Below are 23,684 nucleotides of genomic sequence, written 5' to 3' on the forward strand. Positions count from 1 at the left end.
AATTCATGAAAAAGCTATTACTTTTGGGCTGCGTACTTGTCTCGGCATGTGCAACCAGTGCTTTGGAAGACTCCGTGCCAACTCAGGCCGGACACAATATGGCATCCGCTCGAAACGCGGTACTGTCTTGCTCGAACGAAGCTGACATCGGCGGGAATGCCGCAGTAATCGGAGCCTATCCCGCCTTCATCCTGATGTCGTCACCTTTGGTCGGGTCTGTGCTTGCATATGGCAGCCGACACGAACTCAGGGCGCAAGGCGAGATGGATCAGGTAGACCGCTGCCTGAGCGAGCGCGGCTTTGACCGCCGTGTCTTGAGCCAGGGTGAATCGTTCTGGCTGCGCAATGCCTACGGTGAGGAACGTGTGCGCAGGCTCGATCACCTTGTCGCGGGCGGCACCGTGGAAAGCTACGCGGCACTTCAATCCTAAGGCGTCGATCCTTTCCACTGCGCCCAAATCTCGGGCGGTCCGCTGAAGACGTTGATGTCCACCTTGCCCTGAACACCCGGCACCAGCCCGGTGCCAGTGTACTGCCAGAACCTCCAGACCGCGCCGGGATAGACCTGACGGGGATGTCCCGCGACCGAGCGAAGCCAGAACTCGGTCTTTGACAGCCGTCCGATGTCGGTATCCTGGTAGAAATCCACAGTCGTGTAGACGATGGGTCGGCGACCATAGTGCCGCTCGAGGATATCGAGGAACTTTTGCGCCTCGGCCCGGACGATTTTGCCATCCGGGCGCAGGGTGCAGGTTTTTGAATGCGGCGTCCATTCCATATCCAGCACATGCGGCAAGTCCGCACCTTTCGGGACGTTCTGAATGAACCACTGTGCCTGTTCACGGGCAGGTCGGCAGAAATAGTAGTAGTGATACGCCCCCCACGGAACGCCCGCCGCCTGCGCGCCGCGGCGATGTTCGTCGAACATCGGGTCGAGGAAATCGCCCCCCTCGGTCGCTTTCATGAAGACAAAGCTAACGCCCGAGCCCTTCGCCTGACGCCAGTCAATAGGCCCCTGCCAGCGCGACACATCCAAACCATGAACCGGATACAGGCCGGGATGTCGCCCATCCCAGTCATGGGGATCGGCATCGCCAAAATCGGGGTAGATCACGGCGGGCGCCGTCCGGTCCACGCCCGGCGTGGCCTCTACGACCTGCGGCGGAGGTCCTCTGCGTCCGCAGGACATCAAAACAGCGGCCGCCAGGACCAGCATGATTGCAAATCGAGTCATTGTTTCAGCCTGAAATAACTGCTCTTGTAATTGATCTAAGAATGCCTGATCCAACGCACAAAGCAACGTCGCATTCGGGAATTGGCAAAATCCCACCGCCAGTGCCTGCGATTTGGGCTTGATCCTTGTCCGCAAACCCCCTAAAGCAGCGCAATCCGGTGCCGCGTGATGCGACTCCGGTGTTTTGGTTTGTTTCATGGCGCACCGCTTAGCTTTCTTCGGCTAACGCGTGTCAGGGCAGACCGGACCAAAGGAACATTCGATCTGACCTCTGGCTGGCTGTACGCAGGACCCGGTGAAGACCAAGAGCTCTCAGGCCGTGCCCAAACTTCGTGGACCAACCACGAGCAGATAGGAGTGAATGCGATGGACCTGATCGCACAGCTTGAGGCGGAACAGATTGCCGCCCTGGGGAAAGACATCCTCGATTTCAAAGCCGGTGACACCGTTCGTGTCGGCTTTAAAGTGACCGAAGGGTCGCGTACCCGTGTGCAGAACTACGAAGGTGTCTGCATCGCGCGTAAAGGTGGCAACGGCATCGCCGGTTCGTTCACCGTCCGCAAAATCTCGTTCGGCGAAGGCGTGGAGCGTGTATTCCCGCTGCATTCGACCAACATTGACAGCATCACCGTTGTTCGCCGTGGCCGCGTCCGTCGCGCCAAACTGTACTACCTGCGCACTCGTCGTGGTAAATCCGCACGTATCGCAGAGGTCACCAACTACAAGCCCAAAGCTGGCGCCGAAGCGTAAGGAACGGAAAGATGAAAAAAGACATCCATCCCGATTATCACGTCATCGACGTCAAAATGACCGATGGCACCGTTGTTCAGATGAAATCCACCTGGGGCAGCGAAGGCGATCAGCTGGCTCTGGAAATCGACCCCTCCGTGCACCCCGCATGGACCGGTGGCTCGTCGCGCCTGATGGACGCCGGCGGCCGCGTGTCGAAGTTCAAAAAGAAATACGAAGGTCTGGGCTTCTAAGTCTTGCCACGTTCGATTTCGAAAGGCCGTCCCTTTGGGGCGGCCTTTTTTGTTTCCGACTAAATGCATGATGCACGCAGCGCCCCGCTGACCTGTTTCCAAAATGAAATCGGATCGGCAACTTTCTTACTTCGTCAGCTCCACTGCACTGTGCAGTGGTGGCACTGGCCCGCGCAGCAGCAATAGCGCCAAAACCATCCCGATCAGAGCGGCAATCGCGGCGACCACCATTGCGCTGTCGAAGGCGTTGTCCTGCAAATCCCGTAGGGCCTCAGCCAGAGCTGTTCCTGCCGTCGGTTCTAGGCTGGTGAGTAACTGCTGGACCTCGCCAGGTTTGCCGTGGGTCAGCGCATGTGCCAGATCAGCACGCTGCGTTGATCCAGAGGGCAGTGCGTCAATCACTTCGGACAGGCCCCGGCGTGTGGTAATGGACTCTGCCAACCCACCGACCACTGCCCCCAAGGTGGCTCCGAAATAGAGACAGGCGTTAATCACGCCTGAGCCCTGCCCAACATGCTCTTCGGGCAGCAGGCGCAGGCCAAGACGCGGCAGAAGCGAGAAACAGATGCCCAACCCGATCCCGACGATCAGCAGCTTCCACCAGATCTCGGAATATTGCGTGGTATTCGAAACTGTCGTCAGCAACAGGAACCCACATGCCATTGCCCCCAGTCCGATCGCAACCGGCCACTGGAAACTGTAGGGTGCCAGAAACCGGGGCGCGGTGACCGATATGACAAACATGCTGAGGCTCAGCGGCATGATCGCCAATCCCGCGCCAATGGAGGTATAGCCAAAGGCATCCGGCGATTGTACAAATGTGTTGAAATAGACAAAGAAACAGAAAAGCGTGAAACCGGTAAAGAACATTCCCGCAGCAGCCATGAAATAACGCGGATGGCGGAAATACCGCAGCTCGATCAACGGGTCATCACTACGACGCGAGACAATGACCAGCAGGACGGTCGCCAGGGCCGCCACAGCCAGCGGTATTAGCGTCAGTGGAGTGCTCCACCCGCCGCTTTCCCCATTGCTAAGCGCAAAGGACAGCGGCCCCAGAAACAACAGAATGGCAACCGCTCCGGGATAGTCGAGTCGTGCCCCGGCAAGCCGTGTGTCAGGCACGTATTTCCGTTTGCTGACATGCAATCCAATGGTGAATGCCACGACGAGCAGAACCAGATCGGCGGCAAACACCGCGCGCCAGCTAATGTAATGCCCAAAGGCACCGCCTACGATGGGACCAACTCCGATAGCCAGCCCGACAATCGCGCCCCAGAAACCGGTGACACCGGCTCTCTGTTCCTCAGGTGTCGCCGCTGTCAGCAGGGAAAGAGAAGTTCCGAACAACGCCGCTGCCCCCGCTCCCTGCGCACCGCGCCCGATTAACAGCATGGTTGCGTCTTGCGCAAACAGGACCGAGCCTGATCCGAAGGCAAAGACGACCATACCAAAGAAGAAAACCCCCATCTTGCCGGTGATATCGCCCAGACGACTGACGATGGTAACAAGCGAAGCGCTGGCTACAGTATAGATCGCCATTACCCATTGCAGGCCGGACGGTGTCAGGTCGAATTCGGCCTTCAGATTAGGTAGGATTGTCGCAACGGCCGTGGTGTTGAACCCCACAACCATCATGCAGATTGCCGTCATCGCCAGCACCACGCGGGCGCGGGCTTGTGGGGTTACGTCTGTCGGCGTCTTTCCGTTCATCGTTTCACCCTGAGCTTGTGGCTCTTTACCGCAATTTATCAGTAGATTACCGATTTTTGCAGCTACGCATAGGGTTTACGTCAAATCCAATAGGTCAAGGCCAGCGGTAGAACGAGTATGGTGGTCAGGGTAGACACAAGGATGAACCCGGCGACATCCGGGCCGTATTCCGGTACGTGCTGGTCGATGAACAGGTATGTCGCCACCGAGGACGGCATCAGGCAGCAAAGGATCAAGGCGCCGCGCTCGGCGCCTGTGAAGCCGAAGAGCCAGACCAGCCCCATGGCGATACCCACAGCCATGACCAGATGCAGCCCGGTCAGCAAGACGGCGCGCCCCAGACTGGCGATCCGCAGCGTTGCCAGCGTGTGGCCCAGTGTTAGCAACATCAGAGGGATCGACAACCCGCCGAGGATATCGAAGGACTTGACAATCGGTTGCGGCAGGCTGGTCCCTGTAGCCATCAGGATCAGCGACAGGGCCACGGAATAGATGATCGGCGATGTAACCAGCTTTCTGACCGAGAACACACCCGCCGGGATCCACATGCCAACGGTAAAGATGCTGATCAGCACAACGACGACAAAGGCCATTGTATAGGCCATCCCCGCATCGCCCAGCGCCAGCAGAGTGATTGGTAGGCCAATATTGCCCACATTCCCATGCATCAGGGGCGTCAGAAACGCCCTTACAGGCAGGCGCAGAAGCCGCAAAGCCACAAAGCCCAGAACGCCAAAGCTGGCCACAGCCAGCGCGCAGCGCTCATCATACCCAGAAACGTGCCCACATTCAGCTTAGTGCCCGCCAGATGCGACAGGATCAGGGTCGGATAGCCGACCCGCGAGACGATCCCTCCGACCACCTTGTTGTCAAACGGAGACTTAGTAAGAGCCAGCCCATACCCGATGCCCACGCAAATCAGGACCGGTAAAACCACGTTCAGAACGCTCAGGAACAGTTGCTCCAACCGGTATCCTCCTGTCCGATCCCCGATTGAACAGTGAATCACGGACCCGGATTTGGCAAGCAATGCGTTCTAAACTGCCAAAGCGATTGGGTTTTCCAAATTAGAGCCTGATATTGGTCGAAACAACGCCCCGAGGTTCTTTTCTTCCCCGCTGACACAACATATAGTGGCTAATAACAACGTGTGGACAAACACGGCAGGGCTTGGGAACGACGGCATGGCACATATCATCGTAGTGGGGAACGAAAAGGGCGGCGCAGGCAAATCGACCGTTTCCATGCATGTGGCCACCGCTCTGGCGCGTCTGGGTCGCAAGGTCAGCACGCTGGATCTTGACCTGCGGCAGCGAAGCTTGGGACGCTATTTCGAGAACCGGGCGAACTTTTTGAAAAACGCTGAGGCAAGCCTGCCTAGCCCACGCCACCACGACCTGCCCGAGATCGACGCCAGCACCCTGAAACCAGGTGAGAATATCTATGACCATCGGCTGTCGGCGGCTGTTTCGCAGCTTGAGAATGACAGCGATTTTATCCTGATCGACTGCCCTGGCTCACATACCCGCCTCAGCCAAGTGGCGCATTCGCTGGCCGATACGCTGATCACACCACTGAACGACAGTTTCATTGATTTCGACCTGCTAGCCCGGATTGACTCCAAAGGTGAGAAGATCCTCGGCCCTTCGGTTTATTCCGAAATGGTTTGGAACGCGCGGCAATTACGGGCGCAGGCTGGTTTGAAACCGATCGACTGGGTCGTCGTACGCAACCGCGTGGGTACTCAGCGCATGGTCAACAAGGAAAAGATGCAACGCGCGATTGAGATGCTGTCGCAACGCATTGGGTTCCGCGTCGCTTCGGGCTTTTCCGAGCGGGTCATCTTCCGCGAGCTCTTTCCCCGTGGCCTGACTTTGCTGGACCTCAAAGATATCGGCGTCAAACAGCTGAACATCTCGAACATCGCCGCGCGTCAGGAGCTGCGCGACATGATGCGGGAGTTGAACTTGCCCGGCGTCGAGATCGACTTCTAAGCGCTATTTGAACCGCTTACTCGCCAGACCTGGCAACCCCAATCGGGCACTACAGCCTAAGACGCGCGGCGGTAGCGCTCGAATGTTATCCAGACAGTGTCACGAGATATCTCGGCAAAGCGGCACTTTTTGAGGATCGATTGAGACGCAATATTGCTCTCGTGCACAACCGCAAAAAGCCGACTAATCTCAGGGTTCAGACGCAAGCACTGTGTGCAGAATTGCGCTACGATGGAGCTGGCATACCCTTTGCCCCAATGCTGCTCGCCGATCCAATAGCTAATTTCGGCGCTGTCTTGTCCCACTCTCAGCATTCGGGCTTGTCCGATGACAGTGTCGTCTATCGAAGCGGCCAAGACTTCGTGATGGTCTTCACCCGTCAACTCGATCAACTGTCGCGCGTCATCCTCGCTGATTGGGCCCGGGTATCGGTCGGGTAAATTTTGCCACAAGCGTTCTGACGAGAGCATGGCAGCATAGTCAGCTGCATCCTGCGCCTGCCAGGGACGCAACCGAATTTGCCGAGATTGAGGCCGGCTGGATGTTTCAGATATGTCATCCTCACAGAGCAGAGGCACCCATCCGATTTGCACAGGATCATATGCCAACTCGATGCCACGCATCTTGCACCAGTCAATTTCGTCCCGTGAAAGGACACCCTGTGATCGCGAAGTTGGCAAGTGGACTGAGGCTAGAAATGCGCGGACATCGTCCGTTTTGGCAAAGTTGTTTTGAATATTCATGAAATCCTCCGAGCAAACGCACCAAAAACAAGCGCTCTAAAATAGGCCACATGGTAATGATGGTTGTTTCGGCCCAATATAATAGCCTATTGTGTTAGAAACTTTGATTGGAAAAACCTATCAATGGAATTGCAGCTGACACTAAAACAACTGACTTACTTCCGAGCGCTGGCCGAAACTGGTCACTACAGAAAAGCCGCTGAGCGGATAGGTATCAGCCAGCCATCTCTCAGCCTGCAGATTGCCAATCTCGAAGCAGCGCTTGAACTGAAACTGGTCGAGCGCGGCAGAGCCGGAGCAGTGCTGACACCTGAAGGGCGCGAAGTACTGGAAAAAACCCGGAGCATCTTATCGGAGGTCGCTTTGCTGCAAGAGACGTCAGGTCGGATGAAGTCCGAGCTTGCGGGCACGTTCCGACTAGGATCATCACCAACCCTCGGTCCGTACCTTTTGCCACGTGTTTTTCACCACCTTCATGAAAACCACCCGAACCTAAAACTGACGGTGCGAGATGGGGCGCCATCCGAGCTGTTGCAGGAGCTTCTAAGCGGGGTGCACGATTTAATTTTGACGCAACTGCCAGTGAGCTCGTCAGACGTCACGATCCTGCGCCTGCTTCGGGAACCTCTGAAACTTGCGGTGGCCCGAAATCACCGTCTCGCCCAAAAAGAAATAGCCAATGACGAAGATCTGAAGGGTGAGAACATTCTGGCTCTCTCTCGTCGTTTCACGCTTCACAATCAAGTTGCAGACCTCGCCAATAGCTTGGGGGCCAACCTCCTTTACGACTACGAAGGCACAAGTCTTGATGCGATTCGGCAGATGACAGCGATGAATATCGGCGTGTCCTTTCTTCCCTCGCTTTACGCCGCATCTGAAATTCCTGAGGTCGGCGGAGATGTGGTTCTGGTGCCCTATCGCCCGGGACGGTTGAACAGGTCCATCGGTCTGGTTTGGCGAAAGTCCAGCGGTCACCACAAGACGTTCGCCTTCCTTTCGGAGATTATTCTAAGTGTCGCGAGAAAAGAGTTTTCGGGGCTGGTCAGCATCGAAGGCTAGAAGGAGTGCGATCGGACCGATTTGCCTGCGAGCAGGTGCTTCTTCTTCAGGATAGCAGCCCGATTTTGGCCGATCCGCGCTGGCATCTCTTTTCGGAGATCGACGCAACAGGTCCGAGCAAGAGGAAAACCTGCGACTGCCGTCTGTACGCTGCAGCAGCTCAGCCATCACCCATAGCCGCGATCAGAGCCTTGGCCAAAGGCAGTGGCAAATATCCCAACCGTGACGGCGTCAGCCCCAAACGCACTACGACCATATCTTGCGAAGGAAAAATGCCGACGGATTGGCCGTCATGGCCCTGCAGCCAGACGGTGTCCTCGAATTGCGGCTCGCCACGTGGGCCGTCAAGCCACATATGCCCTTTGGCATAAGCTTCGTCCGAGATTGCGACAGGTTCAAACATCCAATCGGTGTAGACTTCGGGCAATATCTGTTGCCCTTTCCAAACACCGCCTTGCAGCAGAAACTGCCCAAAGCGCGCCCAGTCGCGCGCGGTGGCGTACATGTAGCTTGAACCCACGAATGTATCTGCCCCATCGGTCTCCATCACAGCTGAGTGCATGCCCAGAGGGTCGAATAGTGCTGTGCGCGGGTAGCCGAGGTCGCCCTCTTCAAGCTGGCCCTGCCACACCCGCGACAGAACTGTGGACGTGCCCGAGGAATAGCTGAACTCGGTCGCAGTGGGATAGGCGGCTGGGCGTCCGGCGGCGAAATCGACCATGTCATCCTTGAGATACAGCATTCGCGTTACGTCCGAGACGTCGCCATATTCTTCATCCCATTGCAGGCCACTGGACATGGCCAGCATGTCCTCGACCGTGATGTCGCGGCGCGAGTCCCCGGCCCAATCTGGGAAAACGTCCGTAAGATCATCGCCCAGCGCCATGTCGCCCGACTGGATCAGCGTACCAATTAGCCCCGCAGTGATCGTTTTGGTCATCGACCATCCCAGCAAAGGGGTTTCGGCATCAAAGCCATCAGCATAAGCCTCGGCAATGATGCGCCCGTCTTTGACCACCACGACAGCGCGGTAGCCCTCGCCCAGCAAGGACGGGTCCGACAAAACATCAGTCAGCGCGGGGTTCTCGGACAGAACCACCTCATTTCCATGCGGCCAAAGACCGTTGGGTACGGGCGCGGGTTCGGGTAGCGTGTGATCTGACAGTTTTGCCGCATGAACGTTGGTACACCCCAAACCGGGGCGATACTGCGATGTGGCCGGAGCGAGGAAGCCAAACATACGCGTCTCGACCGATTGGCCCTGTTCGTCGACACGGACCGAAACCTGCTTCAGCAAGGGATGTCCCGGCGCCTGCACATCACTTTGCAACACAGTCTCTGCATCGCGCCCGGCCAGGAACACGTTCGAACAGACGATCTTGGCGGAATAGTTGGTGCCCACTTTCAACAGATCCGGTGGCGCGATCCACAGGTAACCACCTGCTGCGACAAAAGCCAATGCCAACGTCCCAACCGAGTATTTTAGAACCTTCCCGAACATGCGCCCTTTTCGGGCCTAGACGGCCCGCCCCTTTTTTCCCATTTGACCAGAAGGTTTCACCACGGCACGAGCCACGCCACCGTTACGTTGCGTTCTTGACCTCTGTCTCGTCCGAGACCTGCGTGGGGCTGTAGATCGTAAACAGCTCTTTCGGTTCGTTCACACCGCGCAACATGTAGCGCCCGACCGAAATCAGTTCCTGGCTGCAAGGTTGTGCGGCGCGGGCGACATCGTCGGAGACGAGAATCCTCTGGCCCAACGACCGGTGCATCCCGGCAATCCGGGCCGCCTGATTCACAGCAGGGCCAATTACCGTGAAATCCAGCCGGGTTTCCGAGCCAATATTGCCATAGAGAATCTCACCCGAATGCAGCGCCAGGGTGAAATTCGCAACTCTCTGCCCATCTGCCAGTCGTCGCGCGTTCAGCTCTTCCATCCGGCTTTGCAACATGGCGACAGCGGCCAGAGCCGCGCGGGCATCGGCATCACTCTCTCCCACGTCGAACATGGCCATCAGCCCGTCACCCATGAATTTCAGGATGTTGCCGCCATTGTCGTGCACCACACCCACGGCAACGGCAAGATAGTCGTTCAGCATGTCGATGATCTCGTGACCCGGCATATCCTCGGACAGGGTGGTGAAGCCTTCGAGGTCGAAATTCCAGATCACCGCATCAATCTGTTGCAACGAACCGCGACGGATTTCGCCAGACAGGACACGCCGCCCCGCATCGCGTCCAAGGTAGACGCGCATCAGATCCTTGGCCATGGTCTGGTTCTTGGCCGATTTCAACGCAAGCCCCAGATGCGGCAGCGCGATGTGAATTTTCCCCAGATCGCTGTCATCGAAACCGGTCGGAGCGTCGCTGGTCCAGGACATCAGCACTCCGTCACCGATCTTTTTCTCACCCGCCGGGCGCACCTGTTCGGAGCGTTCGAACGAAACACCCGTTGCATAGTAATCCGTCGCCCCGATCTCTCGCAGGTCATTCAGTAAGGGGAAACGGCTGGGTTCGTTCTGGTCCACCAGTCGAACGCGAAGGTCATCCATGTCCTCGTGCAAAAGCGCATAGAGGGGGCTGCGTTGCCAGACTTCGCTTGGGGTGTCGGTGTTTGCGAACCGCTCGGATTCCCCGCCGGAATCCCGATACCAGCTATAGCCAGTACCGCCATAAAGCGGATGCAGCGTCGACTGCGCCGCGTGGAATCGCATCAGGGGAAGGCCCAGATCAATCAGGCGGTTGCAAAAGCCGTCTAGCAATTCTTCCTGACCAGCCCCTTCAAGCCCTTTGGAAACAAGCCAGTCAATAAGGTCAAAGATGGGATCTGAAGAGGTCATGGAACTGTCCGTCAAAGTACTGCCCTGAATGTGGGCTGCGTGATGGAAATTACTAGACCTTATGCCATCCCTGCCAGCCGTCGCAGCATCTTCCTAAGCATGGCGGCCTCTTCTTCTGAGAATGCGCCCGCCAGTTTCGCATCATAGCGCTCGGCGATACCGCTCAGTTCACGATAAACGGCTTGACCGGCAGGTGTCAGCGTCAACCATTCGACCCTTCGGTCATCCTCATCCCTTGTGCGCTTGAGGTAGCGGCTTTGTTCCAGCTTATGAACCGCGCGGCTGATCTTGGTTTTGTGCAGTTTCGCTCGCGCGCCTATCTCTTTCGCGGTCAGAGTGCCAAAGACACCCAGATGAAACAGCACCCGCCATTCGCTGCGCAGCATGCCATAGCGTTCTTTGTAGAGGCGCTGAAACTCCAATGAGGCTGCCTCGGCTGCCTGATTCAATAGAAACGGCAAAAAATTCTGCAGATCAAAATCATCTTTTTCTTGGGACATGCTTGTTAGTTACAAAAACAACTAATAATTCACAAGCAGAAAACCGAGGAGTTCACGATGTCCAACAAGGCTGAACCGCATGGTCTGACGCAGGCTGTCACACCAGTAGGAACGCATCCCGGCTATATGCCTGGCTTCGGCAATGATTTCGAGACCGAGGCTCTACCTGGCGCGTTGCCGCAGGGCATGAACAGCCCGCAGCGCTGCAACTATGGCCTCTATGGCGAACAGCTCAGCGGCACGGCCTTCACCGCGAATCCACCCGAGCGGACGTGGTGCTATCGCATTCGCCCGTCAGTCAAGCATTCGCATCGCTATGAGAAAATCGACCTGCCCTACTGGAAATCCGCGCCCTGTATCGACCCGGATGTGATCAGCCTGGGCCAGTATCGTTGGGACCCGGTTCCGCATTCTGACACCTCTTTGACATGGCTGACCGGCATGCGCACCATGACGACGGCGGGGGATGTGAACACGCAGGTCGGCATGGCCAGCCATGTCTATCTGGTCACCGACTCGATGGTGGATGACTATTTCTTCTCGGCCGATTCCGAGCTGCTGGTGGTGCCGCAAGACGGCTGCCTGCGCTTTGTGACCGAGCTGGGGATCATTGATCTGGAGCCACAGGAAATCGCGATCCTGCCGCGCGGGTTGCTCTACCGTGTTGAAGTGCTGGAAGGTCCAGCACGCGGATTTGTCTGTGAGAACTACGGGCAGAAATTCGAGCTGCCGGGTCGCGGCCCGATTGGCGCCAATTGCATGGCCAATCCGCGCGACTTCAAAGCACCTGTCGCCGCGTTCGAGGACCGAGAGGTGCCCTCGACTGTGACGATCAAATGGTGCGGGCAATTCCACGTCACTCAGATCGGTCATAGCCCGCTGGACGTGGTGGCCTGGCACGGCAACTATGCGCCTTACAAATATGACCTAGGCACCTACTGCCCTGTCGGCGCAATCCTGTTCGATCACCCGGATCCGTCGATTTTCACCGTCCTGACAGCGCCTTCGGGCCAGCCCGGCACGGCCAATATAGACTTCGTCCTGTTCCGCGAGCGTTGGATGGTGGCCGAGGACACGTTCCGCCCGCCGTGGTATCACAAGAACATCATGTCCGAGCTGATGGGTAATATCTACGGCCAGTATGACGCCAAACCTCAGGGCTTTGTCCCCGGCGGCATGAGCCTGCACAATATGATGATCCCCCACGGCCCGGACCGCGAAGCATTCGAAAAAGCCTCAAACGCCAATCTGGGGCCGGACAAGTTGGACCACACCATGTCCTTCATGTTCGAAACACGCTTCCCGCAGCATCTGACCGCCTTTGCCGCGACCGAGGCACCGCTGCAGGACGACTATATTGACTGCTGGGCCTCGCTTGAGAAAAAGTTCGATGGAACACCGGGAAAGAAATAACCTGCCATGAGCTTTGATATCTGGATCACCTATGTCGCCACCGTCCTGCTGCTGATGAGCACTCCGGGGCCGAGCCAGCTTTTGATGCTTTCGAACTCGGCCACCAACGGGCTGCGACGGGGCGTGTTCACGGCTGCTGGTGATCTGACGGCGAACCTGCTGCAGATGTTGGCGGCGGGTCTCGGGCTTGCCGCGATCATTGCAGCCTCGGGCACCGCGCTGGCTGTGATCAAATGGTTGGGTGTCGCCTATCTGGTTTTTCTCGGCGTCAAAGCGATTGTCAAAGCCAAACCTCAAACAGCGCAAACCGCGCAGCTGGCCAGCCGCAAAACCTTGTGGATGCAGGGCTTCATCACCTCAGCCGCCAATCCCAAAGCAGTGGTGTTCTTTGCTGCACTGTTTCCGCTGTTCATCGATGGCGCGCTGCCCTTCTGGCCGCAATTCGCGATCCTCTCGGCCACCTATCTGACCGTGGACGGGTTGTTTCTGACCGCCTACGGGGCCAGCGCAAGTTGGCTGGCTACGCGGCTCAAAGGGTTTGCGCGGCTGTGGCTGGACCGCGCGGGTGGCGGGTTCATGATTCTAGCTGCCGTTCTGCTGGGTCTGAAGTCCCTGCGAGACGCTCAATAAACCAAGACAAGGATCAAAAGATGCCTTTGCTGAAATCCTGGGTCGCCTCGGCCAATGACGCGGCCCATCCATTTCCGTTGAACAACCTGCCCTACGGGGTCTTTGCCCATGGCGATGAGGAACCTAGATGCGGCGTTGCCATCGGCGATATGATCCTCGACGTCACCGCAGCCGAGGCCGAAGGGCTCATCACCCTGACCGATGAGCCTCTGTTCGACCTGCCGTTCTGGAACCCTTTGATGGAACAAGGCCCCGCCGTCTGGGCCGCCCTGCGCGACCGCCTGACGGCGCTTCTGTCCGAAGGCGCGGCGGAACAAGAGGCGGTGAAGCCCCTGCTGGTATCGCAAAACGCGGTTGTAATGCACATGCCCTTTGCGGTCAGCGAATACACCGATTTCTACGCAGGCCGGCATCACGCCTTCAACGTGGGCTCGATGTTCCGGGACCCCGAGAACGCGCTTCCACCGAACTGGCTTCATATTCCCATTGGGTATAATGGCCGGGCATCGTCGGTCGTGGTGTCGGGTACGGATATCCGGCGCCCGTGGGGGCAGCTGAAGTCGCCCGATCAGGACAAACCCGCCTTCTTGCCCAGCCGCCGCTTCGACTTTGAGCTTGAGATGGGGGCAATCGTTGGCACTCCGTCCGACGGCCCGATCTCGGTGCAGCAGGCGGACGATCATATCTTCGGCTACGTTCTGCTGAACGACTGGTCTGCCCGGGACATTCAAGCGTGGGAGTATCAGCCCCTTGGGCCGTTCCAAGCCAAGGCCACGGCCACATCAATCAGCCCATGGATCGTGACCAAACCGGCGCTGGAGCCGTTTCGCTGTGACACACCCGAGCGCGAATTCGAGTTGCTGGATCACCTGAAGGATTGTGGCCCGATGCTTTATGACCTTTCGCTTGAGGTGACGCTGGCCCCCGAGGGGCGGGCTGCGACCACAATCACCCGCACGAATTACAGCGAAATGTACTACTCCACCGCGCAACAACTGGCCCATCACGCCAGTTCGGGCTGCCCGATGAACACCGGTGATCTGCTGGGGTCCGGCACGATTTCCGGGCCGACGCGCGATACCCGAGGTTCGCTGCTGGAACTCAGCTGGGGCGGCAAAGACCCCTTGAGCCTTGAGACCGGTGAGACCCGCAGCTTCCTTGAAGATGGAGACACGCTCACCCTGTCCGGCTTTGCGCAGGGGGATGGCTATACAATCGGGTTCGGGACATGCCATGGCACTGTGCTTCCAGCGCTGGAGGACCCTCTCAAACCCTGAGCCGTGCCGCACAGCACCTGTGTGCCGGTGTTGGTAGGATTGAGGGCCAAGACCGCCTAGGTTCATTGCATCCAAGCAATGAGGCCCCCGATGTCTGAGATCACCGGCTATCACGCCCATGTCTATTTCGACGCCGACACACAGGATTTAGCGCAACACATCTGCGAAGAGGCCGCCCGCCTTTTCCCGGTGCAAATGGGACGCATGCACGCGCGCCCGGTTGGCCCGCATCCGAGGTGGAGCTGCCAGCTGGGCTTTGCCGCCGACGCGTTTGATCAGGTCATTCCGTGGTTGATGCTCAACCGACAGGGCCTGACGATCTTCACCCATGCTGAAACCGGCGATCACCTGGCCGACCACCGGGATCACGCCGTGTGGATGGGTGAGCTTTTGGATTTGGACCTGTCGATTTTCGACAAAGCCTAGCCCAACGCCCGCGCCTGATCCCGCAGCACGAATTTCTGAACCTTGCCGGTGGAGGTCTTCGGTAAAGTCCCGAACACCACCGTCTTGGGCGCTTTGAAATGGGCCATATTGTCCCGGCAGAACGCAATCAGATCGGCCTCGGTCGCGCTGGCCTCAGGCTTTAGCTCAACGAAAGCACACGGGGTTTCGCCCCATTTCTCATCTGGACGGGCGACCACGGCGGCCTCCATGACGGCAGGGTGCTTGTAGAGGACACCCTCAACCTCGACGGATGAGATATTCTCGCCGCCCGAGATGATGATGTCCTTGGACCGGTCCTTCAGCGCGACATAGCCATCGGCGTACATCACCCCCAAATCGCCCGAGGCAAACCAACCGCCATTGAACGCCTTGTCGGTGGCATCCGGGTTCTTGAGATAGCCTTTCATCACCACATTGCCCTGCATGAATATCTCACCCATGGTTTCGCCGTCGGCGGGCACGGGCTCCAGCGTTTCGGGATGGGCCACCATCAGGCCGGACAGCGCTGAATAGCGCACGCCCTGACGCACCTTGAGGGCGGCCCGTTCGGCTGGAGCCTTCTGGTTCCACTCATCCTTCCACGCGCAGACGACTGAGGGGCCGTAGGTCTCTGTCAGACCGTAGACATGGGTCACCTCGACGCCCATCCCCTCCATCGCTTCGATCACGGCAGCTGGCGGCGGGGCACCTGCGGTCATCACCTTGATCTGGTGGTCGAAATCCTTGAGGTGATCGGGGGCATGCGCCAGCATGTTCAAAACGATAGGCGCGCCGCAGAAATGGGTGACTTTTTCCTCCCGGAAGGCGGCATAGATCGGCTCGGCCCGAACCGCGCGCAAGCAGACTGAGACCCCGGCATTCAGCGCCATAGCCCAGGGGAAACACCAGCCGTTGCAGTGAAACATCGGCAGGGTCCACAAATAAACCGAATGCTTCGGCATGCCCCAATCCAGCAGGTCGGACTGCGCATTCAAGGCGGCCCCACGGTGGTGATAGACCACGCCCTTGGGGTTGCCGGTCGTGCCAGAGGTATAGTTGAGCGTGATCGCGTCCCACTCATCCGCGGGCAGAGACCAGTCAAACTCAGGGTCACCTTCGTCCAGCAGGGCCTCATAGGTCAGGCTGCCAAGGCGTTCGCCACCATCAAAGCTGGGATCTTCGATATCGATCACCAGCAGGTCATGATCGACCTGCGGCAGCGCCTCTTTGACGACGGCAGAGAACTCGGGGTCGACCAACAGCACCTTGGCCTCGGCGTGGTTGAGGATGAAGGCGATGATCGGCGCATCAAGGCGCGTGTTGATCGCGTTCAGAACAGCGCCAGCCATGGGAATGCCGAAATGGGCCTCATAAAGCTCAGGGATGTTGGCGGCGATGATCGAGACGGTGTCGCCCTTTCCCACCCCACGGGCCGTCAGGGCGCTGGCAAGACGGCGGCAGCGCTCATACGTCTGTGCCCAGCTATAGCGACGGTCTCCATAGACGACGGACGGGTAGTCGGGATACACCGCCGCCGTCCTTTCGATGAAGCTGAGCGGGGATAGCGGCGTGTAATTCGCACGGTTCTTATCCAGATGACGCTCATACATATTGGCTGCTTGCATCCGCCAACCCTCCCAATTCGCGTGTGTCGCCACATGACCATAAACACAAGGCTGTGACCATCTTGTAGAAATACGACAAGTGGCGGGGCTCTGGCGATACGCTATGATGACATCTGGCCCTATATTCGCGACCCCATTCGCGGTGATCTGGGCCATCGCATTTACTTGCTATCGTGGGACCAATCCCACAATCTGCACACCGCATCAGACTGAAAGGACATGTCATGGACGGCACGTTCAACGAAAACGATCTTTCCCGCGTGGTCGAGGCCGACCGCGCCCATATCTGGCACCACCTGATCCAGCATAAACCCTTTGAAACAAACGATCCCCGCATCATTGTCGAAGGCAAAGGCATGCGTGTCTGGGACCAGAAAGGCAAAGAGCATCTGGATGCGGTCTCTGGCGGCGTCTGGACGGTGAATGTCGGCTATGGCCGCGAATCCATCTGTAAAGCGGTCTATGACCAGCTGATGAAGCTCTGCTATTTTGCAAATTCGGCAGGGTCGATTCCCGGTTCGATTTTCGCGGAAAAGCTGATCGAAAAGATGCCAGGCATGAGCCGGGTTTATTACACGAACTCGGGCTCCGAGGCGAACGAGAAAGCCTTCAAGATGATCCGTCAGATCGCGCATAAGCGCTATGGCGGCAAAAAGACCAAAATCCTGTATCGTGATCGCGACTATCACGGCTCGACTCTGGCGGCGATGTCAGCGGGCGGTCAGGACGAGCGCAATGCGCAATACGGCCCGTTTGCTCCGGATTTCGTACGCGTTCCCCATTGCATGGAATACCGCAAGCACGAACTGAACGGCGCGCCGGAGGAAAACTTTGGCGAGTGGGCCGCCGACCAGATCGAAGAGGTCATCCTGCGCGAAGGGCCAGACACCGTTGGCGCGCTGTGCCTTGAACCTGTGACCGCAGGTGGCGGTGTGATCGAAGCACCCGAAGGCTACTGGCAGCGCGTTCAGGAGATCTGCAAGAAGTACGACGTGCTGCTGCATATTGATGAGGTCGTGTGCGGCGTCGGTCGCACGGGTACCTGGTTTGGCTACCAACAGTATGGCGTGAAGCCTGACTTTGTCACCATGGCCAAAGGCGTTGCCTCGGGCTATGCGGCCATCGCCTGTCTGGTCACCACCGAAGAGGTCTTTGACATGTTCAAAGACGACGCGGCGGATCCGATGAACTATTTCCGTGACATCTCGACCTTCGGCGGCTGCACCGCTGGTCCGGCCGCGGCGATCGAGAATATGCGCATCATCGAGGATGAGAACCTGCTGGGCAACTGCGTCGACATGGGCGATCGCATGATGGGTAACCTGCAAGCGCTGATGGAGAAGCATAAGGTCATCGGCGATGTGCGCGGCAAAGGCCTGTTCCTGGGCGCTGAACTGGTTGCAGACCGCTCCACGCGTGAACCGATGGACGAAAAGAAGGTACAGGCCGTGGTGGCAGACTGCATGGCGCAGGGTGTCATCATCGGCGCGACCAACCGCTCGCTGCCGGGTCGCAACAACACGCTGTGTTTCTCGCCTGCGCTCATCGCGACGGCGGATGATATCGACCAGATCACCGATGCGGTCGACGGCGCGCTGGGACGTGTGTTCGGCTAGAGAATGAAAAACGGGAAACCGGGCAATCGCGCCCCGGTTTCCCGACCTCTGGGTCGCAAGCCTTTTTACTAACCAGACGATCAGACACACCTCTTGCTCTTGCGTATCAACCGGCGCAGACTTGCATGCAGAGGAGTGTATCATGACACCCAAAACCTCAGACACGGACCCGTCGGGCGATATGGCATCGCCGCAAGGTGCAGCGCTCAAGGTCAACACTGTAAGCGCGCAGGATATCAAGGACTCGTTGAAGGCGGGCGTGGCGGACTTTCTGGCCCGCCCTGTCATGAGCGGGTTTTTCGGCCTGTTCTACGCCGTTTTTGGCCTTGTCTTTGTGTGGTGCCTGATTTGGCTCGGCAAGGTCTGGATGATCATTCCGGCCATTGTGGGTTTTCCACTGGTTGCGCCCTTTGCCGCTGCCGGGCTCTATGAGATGTCCCGACGATTGCAGAACGGAGAACCTTTCGGATGGTCCGATATCCTGACGGTGATGGCCAATCAACGCAAACGCGAGATGGGCTGGATGGCCTTTGTCACCCTGTTCATTTTCTGGGTATGGGTCTATCAGGTGCGCCTTTGGTTGGCGATCATCCTGCAGAATGCGTCCTTCTCGGACTTTGACGGATTTCTGAACACCGTCTTCTTCACGCCCGAAGGCTGGACGTTTCTAGCCATCGGCACCTGCATCGGCGCGGGCCTTTCGGCCGTGCTGTTTTCGGTCACCGTCGTCGCTATGCCGCTGCTTCTGGACCGAGAGACCAACTTCGTATCAGCCATGCTGACCTCGATCCGGGTCGTCACCGAGAACCCGGTGGTGATGCTGGGTTGGGCAGCAATCATCTCGGTAACCATGCTGCTCTCGCTGATCCCGGCATTCTTGGGCCTGATCTTCACCCTGCCGATCCTTGGTCACACCACGTGGCACCTGTATCAGCGCGCCGTTCCTCCGGCCGAGGATTGAACGGGACCCCTGGGAGGGACAGGCACATTCAAACAAAAAGGACCGCCCCAAATGGGACGGCCCTTTGTTCACTGTCTCTCTTTTCAGAGATCAGGCAGCCAGAGCGGCCTGAGCTTTGGCGACGATCGCACCGAACGCTTCCGGTTCGTGTACGGCCAGGTCAGCCAGAACTTTGCGGTCCACTTCGATACCGGCCAGGTTCAGGCCGTTGATGAAGCGGGAATATGTCAGAGCCTCGTCATGCGAACGGACAGCAGCGTTGATGCGCTGGATCCACAGCGCACGGAAGTTACGCTTGCGGTTCTTACGGTCGCGGGTTGCATACTGGTTGGCCTTGTCGACGGCCTGACGTGCAACTTTGAAGGTGCTCTTACGGCGGCCATAGTAACCTTTGGCGGCCTTGATGACCTTCTTGTGACGGGCGTGAGTTACGGTTCCACCTTTAACGCGGGACATCTCTTAATCTCCTCTTAGCGGTCGTAGGGCATGTAGCCCTTGACGATCTTGGCGTCGGGGGCGGACAGGGTGGTGTTGCCACGGGCGTCGCGGATGAACTTCTTGGTCCGCTTGATCATGCCGTGCCGTTTGCCGGCCTGGCCAGCAAGGACCTTACCGGTCGCAGTCACCTTGAAGCGCTTCTTGGCGCTCGACTTGGTCTTCATCTTAGGCATTTCCGTCTCCTTTCAGGGTTCGGTACTAAACGCGACTCGGCATGCCATCTCGGCCGGTCACGCGATCAGATGCGCCGTTTACGCAAGTTCGGTCATACTGGCAAGGGGGTTTGGCCCAGAATCTGCGCTTTTCGCAGTGGCCTTGGCACCGGGGCAGCACAGGGCCGCCCCGGTGAAGTGTTTAGTGGCTGAATTTGCGGATTTCGCCGCTCTTCAGACGTTCGGAGTAGGACGCCAGCTCCTGACGCACCACTTTCATCAGGAAGTAGAGCGCAAAGACGTTCACAACCGCCATCGCAAAGATCGCCGCATCCGAGAAGTCGATGACCGGGCCAAGGTTGGCCGCCGCACCGATGACGACGAAGATGCAGAAGATGATCTTGAAGACCAACTCTTTGGTGTGGCCTTCGCCGAACAGATAGGTCCATGCCTTGAGGCCATAGTAGGACCAGCTGATCATGGTCGAGAAGGCAAACAGGACCACGGCAATCGCCAGAATGAACGGGAACCAGCTGAACGCGCTGCCGAAGGCCGCCGAGGTCAGGCTGACGCCGGTATTGCCGTCGACCGTTGCAATCGCATTGCCCGCTTCGTTCAGCATGTAGTTGCCGGTTGCCGGATCAACGATCAGCTGCTGGGTGATGATGATCACCAGCGCAGTCATGGTACAGATCACAACCGTGTCGATGAACGGCTCAAGCAGCGAGACGAAGCCTTCCGTGATCGGTTCTTTGGTCCGTACGGCTGAGTGCGCAATCGCTGCGGAACCCACGCCTGCTTCGTTCGAGAACGCCGCACGACGGAAGCCCTGGATCAGCGCACCGACCATACCACCAGCAACGCCGAGGCCGGTAAATGCACCTGCGAAGATCTGACCGAAGGCCCAGCCGATCTGGTCTGCATGCATCAGGATGATGACCAGAGCCGCCAGCACGTACATGACACCCATGAACGGCACGACCTTTTCGGTCACGCGCGCAATGGATTTCAGGCCACCCACGATCACCGCAAAGACGATGCCCGCAAAGACCAGACCTGTGATCCAGCCCGGATAGTCTCCGACAATCCCTGCAATCTGCTGGTGCGCCTGGTTGGCCTGGAACATATTGCCCCCGCCCAATGCGCCAAGGATGCAGAAGATCGAGAAGAGCACCGCCAAGATTTTACCGCCCGGCAGGCCAAGCTCGGCAAAACCTTTGGACATGTAATACATCGGGCCACCCGAAACGGTGCCGTCTTCATATTCGTTGCGGTATTTCACACCCAATGTACATTCGGTGAATTTTGACGCCATCCCCAGCAGGCCTGCGACGATCATCCAGAATGTAGCACCCGGTCCACCGATCCCGATGGCAACCGCCACACCGGCGATGTTCCCAAGACCAACAGTCCCGGACAGAGCGGTGGCAAGAGCCTGAAAATGGCTGACCTCACCCGCGTCATTGGGGTCGGAGTAGTCACCTTTGACCAAGCTGATCGAGTGGCCGAAGAATCGGAATTGCACAAAAGCAAAATAGAGCGAGAACACAGTGGCCGCTACGACTAGCCACCCCACGATCCATGGAAAACCAGTGCCCGGAAACGGCGCGAAGATAAAGCTAACGAAGGGGCCGGTAAAATCCGCGAAAGCCTGATTGATCTTCTCGTCCAGACCGGGCGCCTCTTGCGCGAAAGCGGGGCCAGACATCAGAGCCATGGTCGCACCAAGGCCCAGTTTTTGAAGCATATTCATCCTAATCCCTCCGCTCAGTTCACGACCGTGACAGGCACGTCGGCATGCATGACCAAGTTCTGAGTCGAGCTTCCAAACAGCCGTTTCTTGAACCCATCCGCCGAGGCGCGGCCGACGATGATCTGAGTGCCGCCGTTTTCGACCGTGATCGCGTTCAGCGTCTCGGCCACGTCGCCATGGCGCACGATGCCGTGCGCTTCGAACCCATCGGCCTTTAGCGCCTCAACCGTAGGGGCAATGATCCGCGAGGTGGCCAGTTCGACCTCTTCCTCGCGCCGCTTGTGCCGTTGGGCGTTTTCTTCCGGTGTTTGGAAAGTGAAAGGGGACCATTCGATGACATAAACAACCAGCATTTCGCATGAGCCAATCCGCCCGGCCAAATCCTTAGCAAAGGCGATAGCGCGCTCTCCGGTTTCTGTCCCGTCCAGTCCAATGACAATCTTTGTTGTCATGACGTTCCTCCGTTTTTTTTCTGGTTTGACCGGGACCCGTGCCCCCGGTAGGGCGACCGGAACCTGGAACTATCTGAGATGATCGCCCTAAGGTTCAGTATCCGGCAAAATCACCAAAAAACAGAGGCATTTTTGCAGAATACAACCCTACGGGCATCTTCCTCTTGAAAACAAACAAGAAAAGCCGCCTAAAAATTAGGCGGCTTGAGAGTTCTCAATATGATCCTTCCCGAAATCCGGGCGAACTCATCCCGGATCGGTGTTGTAAATCAGACGCTCGTCACAAGGTGCGATACGCAGAATATTGGTGGTTCCGGGGACATTGAACGGAACGCCTGCAGTGACAACGATCTGGTCGCTCTCGGCGGCGAAGCCCCCTGCGCGCGCGGCGCGGGCCGCATTGACCACGGCCCCTTTGAACCTCTCAAGTTCGGGCGTCATCACACAGTGGCAACCCCAGCTCAGGCACAGACGGCGGGCGGTTCCCGTTGCTGGCGTCATAGCAATGATCGGCACACCGGGACGTTCGCGTGCCGTTAGCAACGCGGTGGTACCGCTTTGGGTGAAACAGCAGATCGCCTTGATGTCGGTCTTTTCCGCGATCTCACGCGCGGCTGCGACGATACCGTCCGCGATGGTCGACCCTTTGGCAGTACGCGAGGCCGCGATGATCTGCGTGTAGGTCGGGTCGGCCTCGACCTCGATGGCGACCTTATTCATGGTCTGCACGGCCTCGATCGGGTAAGAACCGGCCGCAGATTCCGCGCTGAGCATGATGGCATCCGTGCCTTCGTAAATCGCGGTCGCAACGTCCGAGACTTCGGCGCGGGTAGGCATCGGGCTTTCGATCATGCTCTCCAGCATCTGTGTCGCGACGATCACCGGCTTGGCCGCACCACGGCATTTGCGAACCAGACGTTTCTGGATGGGAGGCACCGCCGAAACCGGCAGCTCAACGCCCAGATCGCCACGGGCCACCATGATCCCGTCTGATGCGTCGAGGATATCGTCAAACGCCTCTACCGCTGCGGGCTTTTCGATCTTCGACAGGATCGACGCTCGTCCATCCGCCAGCGCACGCGCCTCGAACACGTCCTTGGCCCGCTGCACAAAGCTGAGCGCCAGCCAATCCACGCCCAGTTGGCACACAAACTCCAGATCGTCGCGATCCTTGGCTGACAAGGCTGCCAGTGGCAGCAGCACATCGGGCACGTTCACACCCTTGCGGTTCGAAATCGTCCCTCCGACTTCGACAGTACAATTGGCGAAATCCTGACCGCAATCCTGCACGGTCAGACGGATCTTACCGTCATTGACCAGCAGACGCGCACCGGGTTCCAGCGCTGCAAAAATCTCGGGATGTGGAAGGCAGACACGGTTGATGTCTCCGGCCTCGGGGTCGAGGTCCAGCCGGAACGCCGCGCCCTCTACCAGTTCTTCCGCATCATTGGCAAAAACCCCAACACGCAGCTTCGGGCCTTGAAGATCGGCCAGAATCGCGATCGGGCTGTCCAGATCCTTTTCCACCTGACGAATAATGCGATGCCGTTCACGGATCTCGTCATGGCTGCCATGGCTCATGTTCAGGCGAAAGACGTCGGCCCCGGCCTCATGCAAGGCCCGGATGGTGTCATAGTCATTGGACGCCGGTCCCAGCGTCGCCACGATTTTTACATTTCTAAGGCGTCGCACTGGTTTCGCTCTCCTCAATCCCTCGGTGATGCGGCAATGTTACCGCAAACAGTATGTGGGTGGTTATTGCGCAATTCCCTTTTGGAAGCAACTGCCATACACCTGCCGCAAACTTGATGACAG

Annotated in this window: 25 protein-coding genes; 11 read left to right on the top strand and 14 right to left on the bottom strand. The window is 58.0% G+C overall.

Annotation, left to right across the window (positions count from 1 at the left end):
- Window positions 1–5: 5 nt before the first annotated feature.
- Window positions 6–431 carry a hypothetical protein gene (locus ACOERD_RS20385; RefSeq protein WP_419740258.1) on the top strand — a complete coding sequence of 142 codons (426 nt, stop codon included), beginning with the start codon at window positions 6–8 and terminating at the stop codon, window positions 429–431.
- Here the strand turns inward: ACOERD_RS20385 and ACOERD_RS20390 are convergent.
- Complete coding sequence (locus ACOERD_RS20390) at window positions 428–1,234, bottom strand: GH25 family lysozyme (protein ID WP_419740558.1); 807 nt, start codon at window positions 1,232–1,234, stop codon at window positions 428–430. The two genes, ACOERD_RS20385 and ACOERD_RS20390, sit on opposite strands and share 4 nt — an antisense overlap.
- 366 nt (window positions 1,235–1,600) lie before the next feature.
- On the opposite strand from ACOERD_RS20390, the gene rplS reads away from it, so the two are divergent.
- Both rplS and rpmE read left to right on the top strand, forming a co-directional pair.
- Window positions 1,601–1,984: a 50S ribosomal protein L19 gene (rplS, locus tag ACOERD_RS20395; RefSeq protein ID WP_419740259.1), complete on the top strand. Its 384-nt coding sequence runs from the start codon at window positions 1,601–1,603 to the stop codon at window positions 1,982–1,984.
- 11 nt (window positions 1,985–1,995) lie between these two features.
- Complete coding sequence (rpmE, locus tag ACOERD_RS20400; protein ID WP_170380502.1) at window positions 1,996–2,217, top strand: 50S ribosomal protein L31; 222 nt, start codon at window positions 1,996–1,998, stop codon at window positions 2,215–2,217.
- 126 nt (window positions 2,218–2,343) lie between these two features.
- Here the strand turns inward: rpmE and ACOERD_RS20405 are convergent, their stop codons facing one another.
- From ACOERD_RS20405 to ACOERD_RS20415, 3 genes are all read right to left on the bottom strand, one after another.
- Window positions 2,344–3,930: an MFS transporter gene (locus ACOERD_RS20405; RefSeq protein ID WP_419740260.1), complete on the bottom strand. Its 1,587-nt coding sequence runs from the start codon at window positions 3,928–3,930 to the stop codon at window positions 2,344–2,346.
- Window positions 3,931–4,010: 80 nt separating this feature from the next.
- Window positions 4,011–4,649, bottom strand: a complete 639-nt coding sequence (locus ACOERD_RS20410; RefSeq protein WP_419740261.1) for an AEC family transporter — start codon at window positions 4,647–4,649, stop codon at window positions 4,011–4,013.
- Entirely contained in the window at window positions 4,619–4,897 is a 279-nt protein-coding gene (locus tag ACOERD_RS20415) for a hypothetical protein (RefSeq protein WP_419740262.1), read from the bottom strand. Before ACOERD_RS20415 ends, ACOERD_RS20410 begins: the two co-directional genes overlap by 31 nt.
- A gap of 217 nt (window positions 4,898–5,114) precedes the next feature.
- On the opposite strand from ACOERD_RS20415, the gene ACOERD_RS20420 reads away from it, so the two are divergent.
- On the top strand, window positions 5,115–5,924 hold the full coding sequence (locus tag ACOERD_RS20420) for a division plane positioning ATPase MipZ (RefSeq protein WP_170380504.1): 810 nt from the start codon (window positions 5,115–5,117) through the stop codon (window positions 5,922–5,924).
- 56 nt (window positions 5,925–5,980) lie between these two features.
- Here the strand turns inward: ACOERD_RS20420 and ACOERD_RS20425 are convergent, their stop codons facing one another.
- Window positions 5,981–6,667 (bottom strand): GNAT family N-acetyltransferase, encoded by a 687-nt coding sequence (locus tag ACOERD_RS20425; RefSeq protein WP_419740263.1) that lies wholly within the window; start codon window positions 6,665–6,667, stop codon window positions 5,981–5,983.
- A gap of 123 nt (window positions 6,668–6,790) precedes the next feature.
- On the opposite strand from ACOERD_RS20425, the gene ACOERD_RS20430 reads away from it, so the two are divergent.
- A complete protein-coding gene (locus ACOERD_RS20430; RefSeq protein WP_419740264.1) occupies window positions 6,791–7,726 on the top strand; it encodes a hydrogen peroxide-inducible genes activator in 936 nt (311 codons plus the stop codon).
- Window positions 7,727–7,886: 160 nt separating this feature from the next.
- Here the strand turns inward: ACOERD_RS20430 and ACOERD_RS20435 are convergent, their stop codons facing one another.
- The 3 genes from ACOERD_RS20435 to ACOERD_RS20445 form a co-directional block, all read right to left on the bottom strand.
- Window positions 7,887–9,227 (bottom strand): serine hydrolase domain-containing protein, encoded by a 1,341-nt coding sequence (locus ACOERD_RS20435; protein WP_419740265.1) that lies wholly within the window; start codon window positions 9,225–9,227, stop codon window positions 7,887–7,889.
- A gap of 82 nt (window positions 9,228–9,309) precedes the next feature.
- Window positions 9,310–10,566: an adenylate/guanylate cyclase domain-containing protein gene (locus tag ACOERD_RS20440; RefSeq protein WP_419740266.1), complete on the bottom strand. Its 1,257-nt coding sequence runs from the start codon at window positions 10,564–10,566 to the stop codon at window positions 9,310–9,312.
- A gap of 59 nt (window positions 10,567–10,625) precedes the next feature.
- Window positions 10,626–11,066 carry a MarR family winged helix-turn-helix transcriptional regulator gene (locus ACOERD_RS20445; protein WP_419740267.1) on the bottom strand — a complete coding sequence of 147 codons (441 nt, stop codon included), beginning with the start codon at window positions 11,064–11,066 and terminating at the stop codon, window positions 10,626–10,628.
- Between the two features lie 57 nt (window positions 11,067–11,123).
- On the opposite strand from ACOERD_RS20445, the gene hmgA reads away from it, so the two are divergent.
- From hmgA to ACOERD_RS20465, 4 genes are all read left to right on the top strand, one after another.
- Entirely contained in the window at window positions 11,124–12,479 is a 1,356-nt protein-coding gene (hmgA, locus tag ACOERD_RS20450) for a homogentisate 1,2-dioxygenase (RefSeq protein ID WP_419740268.1), read from the top strand.
- Window positions 12,480–12,485: 6 nt separating this feature from the next.
- On the top strand, window positions 12,486–13,109 hold the full coding sequence (locus tag ACOERD_RS20455; RefSeq protein ID WP_419740269.1) for a LysE family translocator: 624 nt from the start codon (window positions 12,486–12,488) through the stop codon (window positions 13,107–13,109).
- 20 nt (window positions 13,110–13,129) lie between these two features.
- A complete protein-coding gene (fahA, locus tag ACOERD_RS20460; protein ID WP_419740270.1) occupies window positions 13,130–14,386 on the top strand; it encodes a fumarylacetoacetase in 1,257 nt (418 codons plus the stop codon).
- Between the two features lie 90 nt (window positions 14,387–14,476).
- A complete protein-coding gene (locus ACOERD_RS20465) occupies window positions 14,477–14,812 on the top strand; it encodes a DOPA 4,5-dioxygenase family protein (RefSeq protein WP_170380988.1) in 336 nt (111 codons plus the stop codon).
- On the opposite strand, the gene ACOERD_RS20470 is transcribed toward ACOERD_RS20465, so the two are convergent.
- Window positions 14,809–16,437, bottom strand: a complete 1,629-nt coding sequence (locus ACOERD_RS20470; RefSeq protein WP_419740271.1) for an acyl-CoA synthetase — start codon at window positions 16,435–16,437, stop codon at window positions 14,809–14,811. The genes ACOERD_RS20465 and ACOERD_RS20470 overlap by 4 nt on opposite strands.
- Before the next feature lie 224 nt (window positions 16,438–16,661).
- Here ACOERD_RS20470 and ACOERD_RS20475 point away from each other — a divergent pair, with 224 nt between their 5' ends.
- Together ACOERD_RS20475 and ACOERD_RS20480 are read left to right on the top strand one after the other, a co-directional pair.
- Window positions 16,662–18,053: an aminotransferase class III-fold pyridoxal phosphate-dependent enzyme gene (locus ACOERD_RS20475; protein WP_170693406.1), complete on the top strand. Its 1,392-nt coding sequence runs from the start codon at window positions 16,662–16,664 to the stop codon at window positions 18,051–18,053.
- A gap of 142 nt (window positions 18,054–18,195) precedes the next feature.
- Complete coding sequence (locus ACOERD_RS20480; protein ID WP_419740272.1) at window positions 18,196–19,014, top strand: DUF2189 domain-containing protein; 819 nt, start codon at window positions 18,196–18,198, stop codon at window positions 19,012–19,014.
- A gap of 90 nt (window positions 19,015–19,104) precedes the next feature.
- On the opposite strand, the gene rplT is transcribed toward ACOERD_RS20480, so the two are convergent.
- From rplT to pyk, 5 genes are all read right to left on the bottom strand, one after another.
- On the bottom strand, window positions 19,105–19,470 hold the full coding sequence (rplT, locus tag ACOERD_RS20485; protein ID WP_008756009.1) for a 50S ribosomal protein L20: 366 nt from the start codon (window positions 19,468–19,470) through the stop codon (window positions 19,105–19,107).
- Window positions 19,471–19,484: 14 nt separating this feature from the next.
- Window positions 19,485–19,685 carry a 50S ribosomal protein L35 gene (gene rpmI / locus ACOERD_RS20490; protein WP_010443552.1) on the bottom strand — a complete coding sequence of 67 codons (201 nt, stop codon included), beginning with the start codon at window positions 19,683–19,685 and terminating at the stop codon, window positions 19,485–19,487.
- A gap of 181 nt (window positions 19,686–19,866) precedes the next feature.
- Window positions 19,867–21,417, bottom strand: coding sequence for an alanine/glycine:cation symporter family protein (locus ACOERD_RS20495; protein ID WP_170380992.1), 1,551 nt, complete (start codon window positions 21,415–21,417; stop codon window positions 19,867–19,869).
- A gap of 14 nt (window positions 21,418–21,431) precedes the next feature.
- Window positions 21,432–21,869 (bottom strand): universal stress protein, encoded by a 438-nt coding sequence (locus ACOERD_RS20500; RefSeq protein WP_170380993.1) that lies wholly within the window; start codon window positions 21,867–21,869, stop codon window positions 21,432–21,434.
- A 246-nt stretch (window positions 21,870–22,115) separates the two neighbouring features.
- On the bottom strand, window positions 22,116–23,561 hold the full coding sequence (gene pyk, locus ACOERD_RS20505; RefSeq protein ID WP_170475104.1) for a pyruvate kinase: 1,446 nt from the start codon (window positions 23,559–23,561) through the stop codon (window positions 22,116–22,118).
- Window positions 23,562–23,684 lie beyond the last annotated feature (123 nt).

It is taken from the genome of Ruegeria sp., assembly GCF_965199275.1.
In the GTDB taxonomy this organism is placed as follows: Bacteria; Pseudomonadota; Alphaproteobacteria; order Rhodobacterales; family Rhodobacteraceae; genus Ruegeria.